At 78.0% G+C, this 15,158-nt stretch carries 20 protein-coding genes; 9 read left to right on the top strand and 11 right to left on the bottom strand.

Annotated features, from left to right (window positions below; translation table 11 throughout):
* Window positions 1-19 precede the first annotated feature (19 nt).
* Window positions 20-1,030, bottom strand: coding sequence for a serine/threonine protein phosphatase (locus ACFUMH_RS05110; RefSeq protein WP_378201388.1), 1,011 nt, complete (start codon window positions 1,028-1,030; stop codon window positions 20-22).
* Window positions 1,031-1,099: 69 nt separating this feature from the next.
* On the opposite strand from ACFUMH_RS05110, the gene ACFUMH_RS05115 reads away from it, so the two are divergent.
* From ACFUMH_RS05115 to ACFUMH_RS05125, 3 genes are all read left to right on the top strand, one after another.
* Window positions 1,100-1,729: a maleylpyruvate isomerase family mycothiol-dependent enzyme gene (locus ACFUMH_RS05115; RefSeq protein ID WP_378201391.1), complete on the top strand. Its 630-nt coding sequence runs from the start codon at window positions 1,100-1,102 to the stop codon at window positions 1,727-1,729.
* A 90-nt stretch (window positions 1,730-1,819) separates the two neighbouring features.
* The gene (locus tag ACFUMH_RS05120; RefSeq protein ID WP_378201394.1) at window positions 1,820-2,683 is read left to right on the top strand and encodes an arginase family protein; all 864 of its coding nucleotides are present in this window, start codon (window positions 1,820-1,822) and stop codon (window positions 2,681-2,683) included.
* A 131-nt stretch (window positions 2,684-2,814) separates the two neighbouring features.
* Window positions 2,815-3,510 (top strand): hypothetical protein, encoded by a 696-nt coding sequence (locus ACFUMH_RS05125; protein WP_378201397.1) that lies wholly within the window; start codon window positions 2,815-2,817, stop codon window positions 3,508-3,510.
* A 15-nt stretch (window positions 3,511-3,525) separates the two neighbouring features.
* Here ACFUMH_RS05125 and ACFUMH_RS05130 read toward each other — a convergent pair whose 3' ends face one another.
* Window positions 3,526-4,323 carry a carbon-nitrogen hydrolase family protein gene (locus ACFUMH_RS05130; RefSeq protein ID WP_378201400.1) on the bottom strand — a complete coding sequence of 266 codons (798 nt, stop codon included), beginning with the start codon at window positions 4,321-4,323 and terminating at the stop codon, window positions 3,526-3,528.
* A 120-nt stretch (window positions 4,324-4,443) separates the two neighbouring features.
* Here ACFUMH_RS05130 and ACFUMH_RS05135 point away from each other — a divergent pair, with 120 nt between their 5' ends.
* Window positions 4,444-4,971 (top strand): AAA family ATPase, encoded by a 528-nt coding sequence (locus ACFUMH_RS05135; RefSeq protein ID WP_378201403.1) that lies wholly within the window; start codon window positions 4,444-4,446, stop codon window positions 4,969-4,971.
* Window positions 4,972-5,071: 100 nt separating this feature from the next.
* Here ACFUMH_RS05135 and ACFUMH_RS05140 read toward each other — a convergent pair whose 3' ends face one another.
* On the bottom strand, window positions 5,072-5,644 hold the full coding sequence (locus ACFUMH_RS05140; protein ID WP_378201406.1) for a TetR/AcrR family transcriptional regulator: 573 nt from the start codon (window positions 5,642-5,644) through the stop codon (window positions 5,072-5,074).
* A 60-nt stretch (window positions 5,645-5,704) separates the two neighbouring features.
* Here ACFUMH_RS05140 and ACFUMH_RS05145 point away from each other — a divergent pair, with 60 nt between their 5' ends.
* Window positions 5,705-6,841 carry an FAD-dependent monooxygenase gene (locus tag ACFUMH_RS05145; protein WP_378201409.1) on the top strand — a complete coding sequence of 379 codons (1,137 nt, stop codon included), beginning with the start codon at window positions 5,705-5,707 and terminating at the stop codon, window positions 6,839-6,841.
* Here the strand turns inward: ACFUMH_RS05145 and ACFUMH_RS05150 are convergent.
* The 4 genes from ACFUMH_RS05150 to ACFUMH_RS05165 form a co-directional block, all read right to left on the bottom strand.
* On the bottom strand, window positions 6,771-7,364 hold the full coding sequence (locus ACFUMH_RS05150; RefSeq protein WP_378201412.1) for an oxidoreductase: 594 nt from the start codon (window positions 7,362-7,364) through the stop codon (window positions 6,771-6,773). The genes ACFUMH_RS05145 and ACFUMH_RS05150 overlap by 71 nt on opposite strands.
* Window positions 7,361-8,263 carry a methyltransferase domain-containing protein gene (locus tag ACFUMH_RS05155; protein ID WP_378201415.1) on the bottom strand — a complete coding sequence of 301 codons (903 nt, stop codon included), beginning with the start codon at window positions 8,261-8,263 and terminating at the stop codon, window positions 7,361-7,363. The genes ACFUMH_RS05150 and ACFUMH_RS05155 overlap by 4 nt, the downstream gene beginning before the upstream one ends.
* 112 nt (window positions 8,264-8,375) lie before the next feature.
* Complete coding sequence (locus ACFUMH_RS05160; RefSeq protein ID WP_378201418.1) at window positions 8,376-8,756, bottom strand: VOC family protein; 381 nt, start codon at window positions 8,754-8,756, stop codon at window positions 8,376-8,378.
* 38 nt (window positions 8,757-8,794) lie between these two features.
* Window positions 8,795-9,238, bottom strand: a complete 444-nt coding sequence (locus tag ACFUMH_RS05165) for a hypothetical protein (RefSeq protein WP_378201421.1) — start codon at window positions 9,236-9,238, stop codon at window positions 8,795-8,797.
* Between the two features lie 106 nt (window positions 9,239-9,344).
* Between ACFUMH_RS05165 and ACFUMH_RS05170 the strand changes: the two genes are divergently transcribed.
* The 3 genes from ACFUMH_RS05170 to ACFUMH_RS05180 all read left to right on the top strand — a co-directional run bounded on the left by ACFUMH_RS05170 (window position 9,345) and on the right by ACFUMH_RS05180 (window position 11,151).
* Window positions 9,345-9,674, top strand: coding sequence for an ArsR/SmtB family transcription factor (locus ACFUMH_RS05170; protein WP_378201424.1), 330 nt, complete (start codon window positions 9,345-9,347; stop codon window positions 9,672-9,674).
* Window positions 9,671-10,369, top strand: a complete 699-nt coding sequence (locus tag ACFUMH_RS05175; protein WP_378201427.1) for a cation diffusion facilitator family transporter — start codon at window positions 9,671-9,673, stop codon at window positions 10,367-10,369. Before ACFUMH_RS05170 ends, ACFUMH_RS05175 begins: the two co-directional genes overlap by 4 nt.
* A 377-nt stretch (window positions 10,370-10,746) precedes the next feature.
* Window positions 10,747-11,151 (top strand): GNAT family N-acetyltransferase, encoded by a 405-nt coding sequence (locus ACFUMH_RS05180; RefSeq protein ID WP_378201430.1) that lies wholly within the window; start codon window positions 10,747-10,749, stop codon window positions 11,149-11,151.
* A 210-nt stretch (window positions 11,152-11,361) separates the two neighbouring features.
* Here the strand turns inward: ACFUMH_RS05180 and ACFUMH_RS05185 are convergent, their stop codons facing one another.
* The 3 genes from ACFUMH_RS05185 to ACFUMH_RS05195 are packed head-to-tail and all read right to left on the bottom strand — an operon-like array spanning window position 11,362 to window position 13,360.
* A complete protein-coding gene (locus ACFUMH_RS05185; protein ID WP_378201433.1) occupies window positions 11,362-11,697 on the bottom strand; it encodes a response regulator transcription factor in 336 nt (111 codons plus the stop codon).
* Window positions 11,694-12,098: a response regulator transcription factor gene (locus ACFUMH_RS05190; RefSeq protein ID WP_378201436.1), complete on the bottom strand. Its 405-nt coding sequence runs from the start codon at window positions 12,096-12,098 to the stop codon at window positions 11,694-11,696. The genes ACFUMH_RS05185 and ACFUMH_RS05190 overlap by 4 nt, the downstream gene beginning before the upstream one ends.
* The gene (locus ACFUMH_RS05195) at window positions 12,095-13,360 is read right to left on the bottom strand and encodes a sensor histidine kinase (RefSeq protein WP_378201439.1); all 1,266 of its coding nucleotides are present in this window, start codon (window positions 13,358-13,360) and stop codon (window positions 12,095-12,097) included. The genes ACFUMH_RS05190 and ACFUMH_RS05195 overlap by 4 nt, the downstream gene beginning before the upstream one ends.
* 174 nt (window positions 13,361-13,534) lie before the next feature.
* Between ACFUMH_RS05195 and ACFUMH_RS05200 the strand changes: the two genes are divergently transcribed.
* Window positions 13,535-14,107, top strand: a complete 573-nt coding sequence (locus ACFUMH_RS05200) for a D-alanyl-D-alanine carboxypeptidase family protein (RefSeq protein ID WP_378201442.1) — start codon at window positions 13,535-13,537, stop codon at window positions 14,105-14,107.
* A gap of 45 nt (window positions 14,108-14,152) precedes the next feature.
* Here ACFUMH_RS05200 and ACFUMH_RS05205 read toward each other — a convergent pair whose 3' ends face one another.
* On the bottom strand, window positions 14,153-15,109 hold the full coding sequence (locus tag ACFUMH_RS05205) for an NAD(P)/FAD-dependent oxidoreductase (RefSeq protein WP_378201445.1): 957 nt from the start codon (window positions 15,107-15,109) through the stop codon (window positions 14,153-14,155).
* Window positions 15,110-15,158: the final 49 nt, after the last annotated feature.

Raw genomic sequence — 15,158 nt, forward strand, 5'->3', positions numbered from 1 at the left:
GTCGCGGCGTCGCGACGCGCTACCTGCCCGGGTACCGCGCGTGCACGTCGCCGTCGAACAGGCGCCGGTGGAAGTCGTTCATGCGGGCCGCGGCGGGCGCGTGCCGGGCGAGGAGGCTCGCCACGTCCGCCGGGAGGTCCCGCGGGACGTCGCCGTCCGCGCACCGGCGCACGTAGGCGTCGCGGGCGGCGGGGAAGCCGCTCGCGGGCATCGGCACCCCGCACACCGTGGTGACGAGCCAGTTCACGAGGCGCGTCGCGGCGTAGTCGGCGTCGTGCTCGACGTGGTCGGCGACGAAGTCCTGCTCGGCGTCCGACAGGTCGAACAGGGGCGACGTCGCAAGCCCGAGGTCGACCAGGTAGACGTGCCCGTCGTCGGCACGCATGTTGGCGAAGTGGCCGTCCATGTGCAGCAGCCGGCGGCTGCGCAGGAACGCGACGGGCTCCAGGAGCCGCCGCTCGAACGTCTCCGGGCTGGCCGCGTACTCGTCCAGCCGGTCGACGAGCGGGTCGGGCAGGTGCTCGAGGAACAGCACCAGGCTCGAGCGCGCGCCCGCCAGCTCCTCGAGGCGGGTCCGCACGGCCGGGTCGCCGCCGAAGTGCGCGACCACCGCCTCGACGTCCCGGTGCTCGGCCGCGACGGGGGGACGCCCGGGGAGCACCCGCCAGTGGTGCAGCAGCGCGAACGACTCCGTCTCGCCGGCGAGGAGGCCCTCGGTGACGAGCCGGTTCGCCGAGAGCTCACGCCACGCCCCGAAGCCCGGGCCGGCGAGCGGGTGCATGCCGTACTGGCAGGTGAGCGGTACGCCGAACAGGTTGGCCGTGCTGTGCGGGTGTGCCAGCTCCCGGTCGGTGATCGGGACCCGCTTGGCGAGCACCGCGACGCCGTCGACGTCGAGCACGGACGTGCCGCCGCCCACGCCGACGGCGCCGGCCGGGGCCGCCCGGAGCATCGCCGTGAGGTCGTCGTCGGTGCGCGCGGCGAGCGCGGCCGACGCGAGGTCGTGACGGGCGCGTCGGGTGGCGAGCACCGCGCCATCCTGCCGGTCGTCGCGGGGTCCCGGCAGGTCCGCCCACGTCGCGGCGCTACGTTCGGGACCGTGGACGTCTTCGAGGAGATCGCCGACGAGCGACGCGCCCTGGCCGACCAGGTCGCGCCCCTGACCCCCGGGCAGCGGGCGACCCGGAGCCTGTGCCCGGCGTGGAGCGTCCACGACGTCGTCGCGCACCTGGTCATGCCCTTCGAGGTGAGCACCCCGCGGCTCGCGCTCGCGGTGCTGCTGGCGGGAGGCAGCTTCGACCGGGCGAGCGAGCGGGTGACCCGGCGGCTGGCGCAGCGGCCCTTCGCCGAGCTCGTGGCGGTGCTGCGCCGCGAGGCAGGCACCCGGTTCACGCCCCCGGGCGCGGGCCCGGAGGCGCCCCTGGTCGACGTGCTGGTGCACGGCCTCGACATCCGGCGGCCGCTGGGGCTGCACCGCGACGTTCCCGAGCCGCGGCTGCGCACGGCGTTGACGTACCTCATGACGGCCCCCTCGGGGCTCGTCCCGAAGGGGGCGCTGACGGGCCTGCGGCTCGAGGCGACCGACGTCGACTGGGCGCACGGCAGCGGACCGGTGGTGCGCGGCACGTCCGACGCGCTGCTGCTGGTCAGCACCGGCCGCGCCGCGGGCCTCGACTCCGTCACCGGCGACGGCGTGCCGGTGCTGCGGGGACGGATCGCGCCGGGCTGAGGACGCCCGCGCCGCACCGGCGCCGCGGCGCCGGACCGCGTCGATGGCGTTGCCGTCGACGCCGCCGCCGTCGATCGGCATGCTGGCGACGTGCCGCCGCGCGTCCGCCTGCTGGAGGTGCCCTACGACTCCGGGCACCGCGGCACGCGCCACGGCGCGGGGCCGGGTGCGCTGGTGTCTGCGGGCGCGGCGGACCGGCTGGCGGCCCACGGTGCCGACGTCGACCACGCGGTCGTCGAGCTGCCCGACGGCTTCACGGGTGAGGTGGCGGGTGGCGTCGAGCTGATGCGTCGCGTCGCGCGGGACGTGGCCGCCCGCCCGGACCGGCTGCCCGTGGTGCTCGCCGGGAACTGCGGGGTGACGCTGGGCGTCGTCGCCGGGCTGCGTGCCCGGGCGCCCGAGCGGCGCGTCGCCGTCCTCTGGTTCGACGCGCACGGTGACCTCCAGGGGCCGAGCACCTCGACCAGCGGCTTCTTCGACGGCATGGGCCTCGCCATGGCGACCGGGCGGTGCTGGGAGGCGCTGGCGGCGACGGTCCCCGGCCACGCTGCGCTGGCCGACGAGCGCGTGGTGGTCGTCGGCGGGCACGACCTCGACGCGGCCGAGCGGGACGTGCTGGACGCGTCGGCGCTGCGCCTGCTCGACGTGCCGGCGGTCCGGGCGGGCCGCGCCGGCGAGGTCCTCGACGCCGTCGCCGCGCGCAGCGACGCGGTCCACGTGCACCTGGACCTCGACGTGCACGACACGACGGTGGCGCGCGCGAACTCCTACGCCGTGCCCGGCGGGCTCACGGCCCACGAGGTGCGTGACGTGGTGGCGGCCGCCGTCGCACGCATGCCCCTCGCGTCGGCCACGGTGGCGTCGTGGGACCCGGCGCTCGACGTCGAGCACCGGATGCGGGACACCGCGCTGAAGCTGCTCGAGGTGCTGGGCCGGGCGACCCGCGAGGGGTGACGCGCCGGCGAGCGCGGTCGGCACGAGCCCGTGACGGGCGGGCCGCTCCGGGGCGTGGTCGTCGCCGTGGTCGTCGCCCGCGGCCTGCGAGCATGGACGCCCGCCCATGCTCGACGACCTACGGAGGCACCGTGCCGCCCACCTCGCGCCGCTCCGCGGCGGTCCCGGTCGTCGCGGTCGCCGCCGCGCTCGCGCTCACGGCGTGCGGCGGGGACGGCCCCGCACCGGAGCCGCCGGCGGAGACGTTCGTCGAGCCGTCGCCCGCGCCGTCGGTGCTCGGCACCGGGCCGGCCGAGCTCACCCCGGACGGCACGACCCTGCCGGCGACGGAGAGCGCCGCCGTCCGGTACGACCTCGGCGACCGCGCGGCCGGCTCGTTCCGCGAGGCGCACTACCGCACGCAGGTGGTCGGCGTGGAGCCCGCGGACGAGGACGCGCTCGCCGCGGTCGAGGTCAGCGGCGGCGCCGGGTACGACCCTGAGGCCGAGGACGCGTACTACCTGCGCGCGACGCACGAGCTGCTCTGGGCGGAGGCGTCGGACCCGCTCGAGACGCTCGACGGGCCGAACCTGATGGGCTGGACCGACCAGGGCGAGCGCAGCACGACCTTCATGGTCGTCGACTCCCTCTCGGGCCCGTTCGAGTGCGCGGACGAGACGCTGACCGCACCGCAGGTCGGCGCCACCCTTGCGACGTGCAGCGTCGTCACCGTGCCGGCGGGGCAGACGATCGCCGCCGTCGGCACGGAGACCGGTGCGGCGCCCTTCGCCGCGGACGCGCAGGGTCGTCCGACGTTCGCGTCGGTGCTCTGGCTCCTGGGTGCCTGAGCCGGCCGGCTCGGGCTACGCGACGCGTGAGCTCGCCGCCCGCAGCTCCACGTCGAGCACCAGCAGCGCGGCGGCGTCCTCACCGTACGGGCCCTGCCGCAGCGTCCGCCCGTCCCGGCCGACGGCCAGCGACGCGCCGATGCACCGCCAGCCGTCCCACTCGCCGCCGACGACCGGCCCCACGTTGCTGACGCCGACCACCGGCATGTCGTGCGCGGTCGCCAGCTCGCGGTAGGGCGCCTCCCACTCCGCGCCGTACGGGTCGGACGTGTTGTCGTGCTCCGGCGGCACCGCCCACGCCGACGGGGACAGCAGGATCTCGGCGCCCATGAGCCCCAGCGCGTGCCCCAGACCGGTCGTCGCCGCCGAGTTGTCGGCGCAGATGTCGAGCCCGACGCGGCCGATCGGGGTGTCCGCGACCGCCAGCGAGCCGCCCGTCGTGTAGAGCGCGCGGGCGAAGTCGAGCTCGTGGATCTTGCGGTGCCGCAGCAGCAGCTCGCCGGACGCGGAGATCAGCACCGCGGAGTTGTGGACGTGCGCGCCTGCCCGCTCGGTGAGCCCGGCCGCGACCAGGACGCCGTGCTCGCGGGCCGCCGCGGCGAGGGCGTCGACGCGCGGCCCGGGGATCGGCTCGGCGAGCGCCGCCGCGCTGGCGTGCGTCCAGCCGAGGTCGAGGCACTCGGGGAGCACCACGACGTCGCAGCCGGCCGACGCGGCCGCACCGATGGCGGCGCGGGCGCGATCGAGGTTCTCCTCCGGGCGTCCCGGGACGACCAGGAGCTGCGCCATCCCGACGCGGACCGTGCGGCTCACGTGCGTCCTCCCTCCGCCGCCGGACGAGCGGCCCGGTCTTCCTACCACCTGGAGCCCGCGACCGGGTCGACACCGGCTCGCGCCTCGGCGCCCGGCGTGGCGGGCCGGGATACTCCCGGCATGGCCGAGCTCGTCGTCGTCAGCGGTCCGCCGGGGTCCGGCAAGTCGACCGTCGCTGCCCTGCTCGTCGACCGCTTCACCCCGTCCGCGCTCGTCACCGGCGACACGTTCTTCGCCTTCCTCGCGCGCGGTGCCCGGCCGCCGTGGCTGCCCGAGGCGCACGCGCAGAACGCGGTCGTGACCGAGGCGGCCGCCGCGGCGACGAGCCGCTTCGTCGCCGGCGGCCTGCACGTCGTCTACGACGGCGTCGTCGGGCCCTGGTTCGTCGACCGGCTCGCCGCCGAGGTCCCGGACCTGCACTACGTCGTGCTGCTGCCGCCGCTCGCCACGTGCCTCGAGCGGGTGGCGACGCGCACGGGGCACGGGTTCACCGACGCCGACGCGGCGCGCCGGATGCATCGCGAATTCGTCGCCGCGGACGTCCCGGCGCGCCACCTCGTCACCGACCCGGACGCCGACGTCCTGGCGGTGGTCGACGACATCGCGGACCGCGTCCACGCCGGATCCCTGCGCCTGCGCGACGACTGAGCGCGCGAGTTCGCCGGTTCGACGGCGAGGTCGCCTGCACCGACCGGCGATCTCGGTGCGGGACAGGCGACCTCGGCGGGATGGGCAGGCAGCGGGACGCTCAGGCCAGTGCCGCGTGGGCGAGCCAGCGGGCGACGTCCGTGAAGGTGTCGTGGTCGACCGGTTCGGCGGAGCGCGCGCCGGCGATCCGCTCGAAGAGGACGCCGTCGAGGGCGGCGACCAGCCAGTCGGCGCGCTGCCGCGGGTCGGGTGCGCCGAGGTCGGCCAGGACCCGGGCGACGGCTGCGCGGACCGCGGCGCCGCCCTCGTGCAGCGCGCGTGCGAGCTCCGGGCGGCGCAGCGCCGCGAGGAACAGCTCGTAGCGGCCGAGCTGGCGCGTGCGGTCGGTGGTGGCCCAGCGGTGCAGGACGTCGGCGAGCACGGCGGCGAGCGACGCCTCGTCGCCGGCGCGCAGCAGCGGCGTCATCGCGGCGATCTCCGCCTCGTCCTGGCGCACGAGGTCGTCGAGGCACGCGTCGAGCAGCGCCGCGCGGGTGCGGTGGTAGTAGGACGTCGACCCCGCGGGCAGCCCGGCGGCCTGGTCCACCGCGCGGTGGGTGAGCCCGCGCGCGCCCTCGGCGGCGAGGACCTCGAGCGCGTGGCGGGCGACGAGGCGGCGGCGGTCGGTGTCCACGCGGCGACTCTACCGACGTAGAGTTGCGCGACGTGCCTCTACATCCGTAGAGTCCCGAGCATGACGCACTCGGGAACGCGCTCCGCCGCCGTCGTCGGCGCGGGCATCGCCGGCCTCGCCACCGCCGTCGCGCTCCGGCGCACGGGCTGGTCGGTCACGGTCCACGAGCAGGCCGCGACGCTGCGGGCGCTCGGTGCCGGGCTCGTCCTCGCGCCCAACGCCGTGCACGCGCTCGACGCCCTCGGCCTGGGCGGCGCCGTCCGCGAGCGCGCCGTCCCGCTCGCAGGGTCAGCCCTGCGCCGTCCCGACGGCCGGCCCCTGTCGCGGCTCGACGCCGCCCGGCTCGCCGACCGGCACGGCGCCCCGGTGCTCGCGATCGGGCGCGCCGCGCTGCACGCCCTCCTGGCGGACGCGCTCGCGCCCGGCGTCGTGCGGTGCGGGTCCCCGGTGGCGGACGTCACCGCCCTGGCCGGGGAGCACGACCTCGTCGTCGCCGCCGACGGCATACGCTCGCGGGCCCGCACGGCCGGCTGGCCGGACGCCCCACCGCCGGCGTACGCGGGGTACACCGCCTGGCGAGCGCTCGTGCGGACGGACGCCCCGGTGACGGAGGCGTCCGAGACGTGGGGCCGCCGCGAGCGGTTCGGCGTGGTCCCGGTCGGCGCGGGTCTCGTCTACGTCTTCGCGACCGCCACGGTCCCCGCCGACGCGCACGCGTCCGACGGCGAGGCGGAGCTCGCCGAGCTGCGGCGGCGGTTCGGCGGCTGGCACGCGCCGGTCCCCGCGCTGCTCGACGCCGTCGACCCGGCGGCCGTCCTGCGGCACGACGTGCACGCCCTGGCCGGGGTCCCCGCGACGTTCCACCGCGGGACCACCGTGCTGGTCGGGGACGCCGCGCACGCCCTCGAGCCGAACCTCGGCCAGGGCGCCGGCCTCGCGCTCGAGGACGCCGTGGTGCTCGCGCACCTGCTCGCCGACGACGCCCCGGTCGAGCCCGCCCTCGCCCGCTTCACGGCGGTGCGCCGCCCCCGCGCGGCGCGTCTGCACGCGATGTCGGCCGCGCTGGGCCGGCTGACGCAGCAGGCGGGTCCCGTCGTGGCGTCGGTGCGCGACGCGGCCGTGCGCCTCACTCCCCCGGCGGTCGCGCTGCGCGGGTCGGACCGCACGACGGGCTGGCGGCCGCCCGCGTCGTCGTGAGCGCGGGCACGTCGCCCGGGCCCCGCGCGTACCAGCGCCGACCGGCGACGGGCTCCACCGCGAGCACGGCAGCCGCGGCCCCGAGGACGAGCGCGGTCGCGACGACGTCCCGCGTCGCCACCGCCACGACGACGACCCCCGCGAGCACCACCGCCGGACGCACGAGCGTGAGCGGCCCGAGCAGCAGCGCGCTCGCGAGGAACCGGCTCCGCCAGCCGAGCGTGAGGTAGCCGGCGAGCGCGAGCAGCACCAGCGCGGCGAACGGCGCGTACACGGCGAGCATCCCGACGCCGGCGTCCCGGTACACCGCGACGCGGCCGGGGCGGACGAGGGCGTCGACGGTCCCGAGCACGACGACGGGCGCGAGCAGCACCCCGACGAGCACGACGCCACGCCGCGCCGCGACGAGGTCGTGCGCACCGTGCCGCACGAGCCCCGTCCGGCCGAGCGACGCCCGGAAACCGGCGAACACGCCGTCCAGCGCGCCCAGGACGCAGACCGCGACGACGACGAGCGCCGTCACGGCGACCTCAGCCGGCCGGTGACCGGCCGCAGGACCTCGGCGACGGGCGGCGTCCACAGCGGGGTGTCGACGCACCGGACGTCGTAGTCCGGGGCACCCCGGCGGGCGGCGGGCAGCAGCACCGACGCCGGGTGCGCGCGCCGCGCGGAGAGGACGCCGTCGTGCCGGGACACCGCCTCCCGCATCCGGGCGCGGTGGAAGACCCAGGCGCCCAGCGTCGCCCCCGCGCCGGGCACGACGTCCCAGTGCGCGAACGCGGACACCCGCATCGCCTGCTGCGCCGCGAAGAACCGGGTCAGGTCGTCCGGCGCGAGGTGGTGCAGCAGGCCGCTGGAGACGACGACGGTCCGCGCGGGGTCGTCGACCGCCACGCCCGGGACGAACGCGTCGCCGGTCACGAACCGGCACGGCAGCGACTCCGCGCGGGCCAGCGCGGCCGCCCGCTCGACGAGCGTGCCGTTGAGGTCGACACCCACGAGCTCCACGTCCGGCCCGAGCACGCGGTGCGCCGCGAGCCAGCGGATGACGTAGCCGAGGCCGCAGCCCACGTCGACGACGCGCAGCGGCACCTCCGGCCGCGCGGCGAGCAGCGGTGCCACCCACCCGACCAGCGTCGACGCGACGCGCCGCGGCAGCTGCAGCTCCTCCCCCAGCCGCTGCAGCTCGCAGTGCACGCGCACGAGCAGGGCGTCGAGCTCGCGCTCGTCGAGCACGCCGTCCGTCGCGGGGAGCCGGGCGGCGACCCGCGCGGCGCGGTGCTGGCCGCGCTCGCGGAGGGTCGCGACGACGTCGTCGCGGCGGACCGGGCACCGCTCGCCCGTCACCGGGTCGGACCGCCACAGCAGGTCGGTGATCTCCAGGGGGCGCGGCGGCGACGCGCCCGTGGGCCTCGCGGTCACGCCTCGCACGCCCGGCACGACGTCATCGTGCCACCGGGGCGGCACCGGCAGGCGGCACCGCGTACCGGGATCGCTCGCGCCCCGGGCCCGGGCCCGGGCCCGGGCCCGGACGTCACGCCGTCGGCGGCTCGATCAGGTCCCACGCGCCGCCGTACAGGTCCTCGAACACCGCGACCGTGCCGTACGCCTCGCGCCGCGGCGCCTCGCGGAACCGGACCCCGTGCCGCAGCATCCGCGCGTGCTGCGCGCCGAAGTCGTCGGTCTCGAGGAAGAACGCGACGTCGTCCCCCGCCTGCCGGCCGACCGGTGCGCCGTCGCCCGCGAGCGCCAGCACCAGCCCCGTGCCACCGTCCGCCGGCCCGACGACGACGCGCCGCCACCCGCCCGCGAACGTCTCGTCCTGGCGGACCGTGAACCCGAGGGCGTCGACGAAGAACGCGAGGGCCTCGTCGTGGTCGTGGACGAGGAACGTGACGTCGCGCAGCCGGATCATCCGGCGAGCGTAGGGGGCGGGGTGGCGCGCGGGGGGCGTCAGCCCGCGCGCACCGCCAGCAGGAACTGCCCGCCGCCCGGCTCGACCTGCGCCGTCACCGGCAGGTCCGGTGCGAAGCGGGACAGCCGGTCGACCAGCCAGGTGGCGGCCGCGTCGGCGTCGGCGCGGCTCGGGCAGCGCGCGACGACCTCCCGGCCGCCCTTGCGCCGCAGCCGCTCGACGGCCTCGGCGATGGGCGCGGGGTCGACGACGAACAGGTCCGGCGACCACGGCACGACGGCCTTGACCGCGCCCTTGCGGGTGTTGCAGGCGCGGTGCGCGAGCCGCTCGACGCCAGTTGTGCCCTTCTTGCCCTTGACGACCCCGCCGGAGTCGACGCTCGGGCCGAGGTCCGAGTTCACCGAGGCGTCCGGGTCCACCGGCTCGTCGCAGAGCCAGCAGCGCCAGCCGTCCCGCTCGCCGACGTCGCTGAGGTTGCTCATGGGCGCACGGTAGCCCGCCGGCCGCGCTGCGTGCCGTGGCTCGTCGCCCCCGGCCGTCCCGACCGGGCCGGCGCGGCAGTACAGCAAACGCTGTATCGTCAACCGCGTGGAGACCGTCACGCTCACGCACAGCGCCGCGCTCGCCCGCCTCGGGCACGCGCTCTCGGACGAGACCCGCACCCGGGTCCTGCTCGCGCTGCGGGAGGCGCCCGCGTACCCGTCCGACCTCGCCGACGCCCTCGGCGTCTCCCGCCAGGTGATGTCGAACCAGCTCGCGTGCCTGCGCGGGTGCGGGCTGGTCGAGGCCGTCCCCGACGGCCGCCGCACCTGGTACCGGCTCGCCGACCACCGGCTCGCACCGGCGCTCGGCGGCCTGCTGGCGCTCGTGCTCGACGTCGACCCGTCGTGCTGCGCGGACGGGTGCACGTGCGCATGACCGCCGTCCCGCTCCGTCCCGGCCCGCTGCCCGCGCCCCGCCGCGCGCTGCTGGAGCGCCGGATCCGCTGGGTCGTCGCGGCGACGATCACCTACAACGTCGTCGAGGCGGTCGTCGCGATCGGCGCCGGGCGTGCCGCGACGTCGTCGGCGCTGATCGGCTTCGGCCTCGACTCGGTCGTCGAGGTGCTGTCGGCGGCCGCGGTCGCGTGGCAGTTCGCCGGGCGCGACCCGCACGCGCGCGAGCGCACGGCGATGCGCGTCATCGCGTTCTCCTTCTTCGGCCTGGCGGCGTTCGTCACCGTCGACGCCGTCCGCGCGGTGCTCGGTGCCGCCGAGCCCGCGCACTCCACCGTCGGCATCGTCCTGGCCGCCGTGTCGCTGGCCGTGATGCCGGCGCTGTCGTGGTTCGAGCGGCGGACCGGCCGCGAGCTCGGGTCGGCGTCTGCGGTCGCCGACTCCCGGCAGACGCTGATCTGCGCGTACCTGTCGGCGGTGCTGCTGGCCGGGCTGGTGCTGAACAGCACGCTCGGCTGGTGGTGGGCCGACCCGCTCGCCGCCGTCGTCATCGCCGGCTTCGCGGTCCGCGAGGGCGTCGAGGCGTGGCGCGGCGACGCGTGCTGCGCTCCGGTCGGCGCGCTGCTGCGGTCGGACGCCGACGACGCGTGCGCGGACGGCTGCTGCGGCGACGGGTGATCGTGCGGCGTCGTGGTCGGCTGGTGCGGCGTCTCGGTCGGCTGGTGCGGCGCCTCGGACGGCCGCGGCCGGGCGGCGTCGACGGCGCGTGAAGGGTTGCGGACACCGGGTGTCCCGAACGCTTCACACGAGCACCGCGCCGGGTGCGCCGTGCGGGTCGCGGGGTTGTGCAGCGTTCGTCACGCTGGGCGCAACCGACGCTGCACACTTCGCCCGGACGGCGGTGCGGGCCGCTGCCGGCGCCGGGCGGTGGCGAGTCGGCACGTCGGCACGTCGGCACGTCCGCCCCGTCGGCACGTCGGCACGTCCGCCACGTCGGCACGTCGGCACGTCGGCACGTCCGCCCCGTCGGCACGTCGTTACGTCAGGATGACCGGATGGACACGGCGATCACGCTGCACGTGCGCGGCGAGCTGACCGACGGGGAGCTCGAGGCGCTGCACGCCGCCGCGTTCGGGCACCCGGTGACGCGCACACCCTGGCGGCAGCGCCTGGCCGACCGCAGCCTCACGTGGGTCACCGCGCGCCTCGACGAGCGGCTCGTGGGCTTCGTCAACGTCGTCGGCGACGGCGGCGTGCACGCCGTGCTGCTCGACACGTGCGTCGCCGCCGACGTGCGGGGACGCGGCGTCGGGCGTGCACTCGTCGCCGCCGCGGCCGACGAGGCACGCGACGCCGGCTGCACGTGGCTGCACGCCGACTACGAGCCACACCTCGTGGACTTCTACGAGCGGGCCTGCGGCCTGCGACCCACGGCGGCCGGCCTCCTCCGCCTGACCTGACGCCACCCCGGGCCGACCCGTCGAACCGGCCGTCGCACAGCACGCCGACGCCCCCGACCTGCACGACGGCCGCCTCACCGGCGCGCCGTGCCCCGCCGACGACGCCAGCCGGCGGTGAACCAGCCGTCGTGCAGCACCGCGGGCGCCGATCGCTGCACGACGGCCGGTTCGACCGCAGCGGCGCCGGGGTGGCGGGCGCGCCGGCGCCCGTCAGGTGCGGCCGGCGCCGCGTGCCGGCGCGCCCGGCACCACGAGGCCCGCCTCGTAGGCGAGCACCACGAGCTGGGTCCGCGACGTGCAGCCCGTCCGGTGCAGCAGCTCGTGCACGTACGTCTTCGTCGTCGCGAGCGTCAGGCCGAGCGACGCGGCGGCCTCCTGGTTCGACATGCCGCGCGCCACGGCGAGCAGCACGTCCCGCGCGCGCCCGTCGACGGCACCGAGCGCGGCGACGCCCCCCGCCGCCCCGGGCACCGGCCCGGACGACGAGGACGAGGACGACGACGCGACGGACCACCGCCGCCACTGCGACAGCACCAGCGGCGTCACGCCGGGTCGAGGACGCTGCCGCCCGCGCGCACCCGGTGGACGGCCGCCACCAGCGACGCCGGGTCGGCGTCCTTGAGCAGGAACCCGTCGGCGCCCGCCCGCAGCGCCGCCGTCACGTACTCCTCGTCGTCGAAGGTGGTCAGGACGAGCACCCGGACGTCCGCGAGGGCGGGGTCGGCGCGCAGGCGGCGCGTCGCCTCGATGCCGTCGGTGCCGGGCATGCGGACGTCCATGAGGACGACGTGCGGCGACGTGCGCCGTGCGACCTCGACCGCCGCGGCGCCGTCGCCGGCCTCGCCGACGGTGACGACGTCCGGCTCGTGGTCGAGGATGAGCCGCAGGCCGAGGCGGATCGTCGGCTGGTCGTCGACGACGACCACGCGCACGTCGTCCCCGCTCACGCGACCGGCACCCGAAGCGTCACGGCCCACCCGCCGGCGGCGGTGGGCCCGGCGACGACCTCGCCGTCGCACGCGGCCGCCCGCTCGCGCATGTGCACGAGGCCGTGCCCGCCGTCGGGGCCGCGGGTGCCGCCGCGCGCCGGCCCGGGGTCCTCGACGCGCAACGTGAGCGTGCGGCGCGCGACGGTCAGCGCGACCCGTGCCCGACCCGCGGCCGAGTGCACCGACACGTTGGTGAGCGCCTCCTGCGCGACGCGCACGACGGCGAGTCCCGTGGCGGGCGGGCAGGGCGGCAGCGCGGCCGGCAGGTCGGCGTCGACGACGAGGCCGGCGTCGCGGACCCGGTCGAGCACGCGGGGCAGGTCGGCGAGGTCGGGCAGCGGCGCGCGGGGCGCCCCGGCACCCGGCCCGTCGGCGTCCCGTAGCACGCGGACGACCGACCGCATGGCCGTCAGCGCCTCCTTGCCGGCGGGCGCGATCCAGCGGACGGCGGCGCGGTACTCCTCGGGACGGTCCCCGCCGACACGGTCTGCGGCCTGCGCGCGCACGACCATCGCCGTCACGTGGTGCGCCACGACGTCGTGCAGCTCGCGGGCGATGCGGGTGCGCTCGGCACGCACCGCGTCCCGCGTGCGCGCCTCCTGCAGCGCGCGGAGCTCGGCGTTGCTGGCCTCGAGCGAGCGCGCGGTGGCGGACAGCCGCGCGACGACCGACCCGAGCGCCGTCGCCGCCGCCAGCAGCAGGAGCAGCAGCACCGTGCGGGACGGGTCGGGCGGCGGCCACAGCGCCGACGGGGACTGCAGCCGGAACGCGCCGAGCAGCAGGACGCCGAGCGACGCCGCGGCGGCGGCCCCGGCGGGCACGGGCCGGACGGCGCCCCCGCGGGTGGCCGCGTACACGGCGAGCACCACGGGCCCCGCGTGGATCTCCGCCACGAGCGGCGCTCCCCCGGTCAGCGCGACGTAGCCGACCGGGTACAGCGTCGCGGTCAGCGCCAGCGCGACGCCGGGGGCGGACCGGCGCAGCGCGACCGGCACCGCCACCCACAGGCCGGCCCACACGTAGGTGTCGAGCGACCGCGGGTGCCAGTAGCCGGAGCGGACGAGAAGGGCGATTGCCAGCAGCCACGCGCCGAGCACCGCGAGCGCGACGACACCGTCCCGGGCGGCGTCCCGCGTGGGGAGGCCCCGCACCGCGCCGCGCGCCCCGCCCCGCACCGTGGCCGGCGCGGGGCCGGGCCGGCGGTCGGAGGTGGTGAGCATGCCTCGAACCTACGAGGGCCGCCCGGCCTGCGGATCCCCCGGTGGGCGGCCGCGCGGGCGGTGCCGGTCGTCCCGGGGTCGGACGCCGGCCACCGGACGGTGAGGGCGCGCACCCGGCGGGAAGCGCCCCGGGGGACGACGCCCGCGGCGGTGCCCGCCGCGCACGGTGGACGCATGACGACGACCACCGACCTGCGTCCGCCGCGGACCCGCCGCCGCGCGCCCCGACGCACCGCGCTTTGCGCACTGGCCGTGCTGCTCGCCGGCGGCGCCGGCCTGGCGTACGGCCTCACCGACCTCCCCGGCTCCGCAGCGGACGACCCCGATCGTGCCGCCGCCGGCGCACCGCCCTCCCCCGCCGAGGCCGGCACGGCCACGGGCCTGCACCCGGAGCTCGAGCGCCGGTTCCTGGCGGCCCAGCGGGCGGCCGCCGCCGACGACGTGCCGCTCACGCTCACGTCGGGCCTGCGCACGGCCGCGGAGCAGCAGGAGCTCGTCGACGAGGCCGTCGCCCGGTACGGCGTCCCCGAGGCGTACCGGTGGGTGCTGCCGCCCGAGCACTCGGCCCACGTGCAGGGCCTCGCGGTGGACGTCGGCCCGACCGCGGGCGCCTACTGGCTGCAGCAGCACGGGCCCGACCTGGGCCTGTGCCCCACGTACGCGAACGAGGTGTGGCACTTCGAGCTGCTTCCCGAGGGCGCCGCGGCGTGCCCGGAGCCGCGGCCGGACTCGTCCTGGGCGTGGTGAGTCGGCCGGCCCCGGCGCCCGTCGCGGCACGGCACGCCTCCGCCGTCAGGCGGCGGCCCGGCCGGCCGCGGCGCGGGCGTCCGCCAGGACGAGGTCGACGTTGATCGCCGTGGCGGCGGCCATCCCGTGCGCCGCGGCGGCCATGACCTGCGCCGTGACGTCGCCCGCGTTTCCCGCCACCCAGACCCCCGGCACGTCGGTCCGGCCCGTGGCGTCGGCGGGCACGCGCGTGCCGCGGACGGCGCCGTGCACCACCTGCTCGACCGGCTCGACGCCGAGACCCGCCAGGAGCTCGGCGTTCGCGCGGAACCGCGGCGCCACGACCAGCGCCTCGCGCGCCACGACCTCCCCGCTCGCCAGCCGGACCCCGGAGAGCGCCCCGTCGGCGACGTCGAGCGCGGCGACCTCGCCCTCGACCACCCGCACGCCGCGCGCGGCGAGCAGCTCGCGCTGCTCCGGTGCCGGCGCCGGACCCGTGTGGGTGAGGAGTACGACGTCGTCGCTCCACTGCCGCCACAGGAGTGCCAGGACCGGGCCCTGCGGCCCGGGGCCGAGCACGCCGACCGCGCGGTCCCGCACCTCCCAGCCGTGGCAGTAGGGGCAGTGCAGGACGCTGCGCCCCCACAGCTCGGCCACGCCCGGCAGGGCGGGGAGCTCGTCGGTCAGGCCCGTCGCCACGAGCAGCCGGCGGGCCCGCGCGGACCGCCCGTCGGTCAGGTCGACGCCGAAGTCGCCCTCCGCGCCGCCCAGCGCGGCGACCCGGCCGTCGACCACCTCGCCCCCGTAGCCCTCGACCTCGCGGCGCCCGGCCGCGAGGAGGTCCGCGGGCGGGGTGCCCTCGTGCCCGAGCACGTTGTGCACGTGGCCCGCCGGCGCGTTGCGCGGCGTGCCGGCGTCGACCACCAGCACGCGGCGCCGTGCGCGCGCCAGGGCGAGCGCCCCGCTCAGGCCCGCGGCGCCCCCGCCGACCACCACCACGTCGTACCGCTCGTCCGGTGCCATCTCGTGCCGTCCTCTCGTCGCAGGGGGAAGGGGCCGCGCGCCCTCCGGC

The sequence above is a fragment of the Cellulomonas sp. NPDC057328 genome (assembly GCF_042667215.1).
Taxonomy (GTDB): Bacteria; Actinomycetota; Actinomycetes; order Actinomycetales; family Cellulomonadaceae; genus Cellulomonas.

Bases quoted from the DNA above. Each gene is read 5' to 3' on its own strand.
- ACFUMH_RS05205 (WP_378201445.1), bottom strand. From the start codon at position 15,109: ATGGCACCGGACGAGCGGTACGACGTGGTGGTGGTCGGCGGGGGCGCC.
- ACFUMH_RS05160 (WP_378201418.1), bottom strand. From the start codon at position 8,756: ATGATCCGGCTGCGCGACGTCACGTTCCTCGTCCACGACCACGACGAG.
- ACFUMH_RS05195 (WP_378201439.1), bottom strand. From the start codon at position 13,360: ATGCTCACCACCTCCGACCGCCGGCCCGGCCCCGCGCCGGCCACGGTG.
- ACFUMH_RS05175 (WP_378201427.1), top strand. From the start codon at position 9,671: ATGACCGCCGTCCCGCTCCGTCCCGGCCCGCTGCCCGCGCCCCGCCGC.
- ACFUMH_RS05180 (WP_378201430.1), top strand. From the start codon at position 10,747: ATGGACACGGCGATCACGCTGCACGTGCGCGGCGAGCTGACCGACGGG.
- ACFUMH_RS05200 (WP_378201442.1), top strand. From the start codon at position 13,535: ATGACGACGACCACCGACCTGCGTCCGCCGCGGACCCGCCGCCGCGCG.
- ACFUMH_RS05135 (WP_378201403.1), top strand. From the start codon at position 4,444: ATGGCCGAGCTCGTCGTCGTCAGCGGTCCGCCGGGGTCCGGCAAGTCG.
- ACFUMH_RS05145 (WP_378201409.1), top strand. From the start codon at position 5,705: ATGACGCACTCGGGAACGCGCTCCGCCGCCGTCGTCGGCGCGGGCATC.
- ACFUMH_RS05165 (WP_378201421.1), bottom strand. From the start codon at position 9,238: ATGAGCAACCTCAGCGACGTCGGCGAGCGGGACGGCTGGCGCTGCTGG.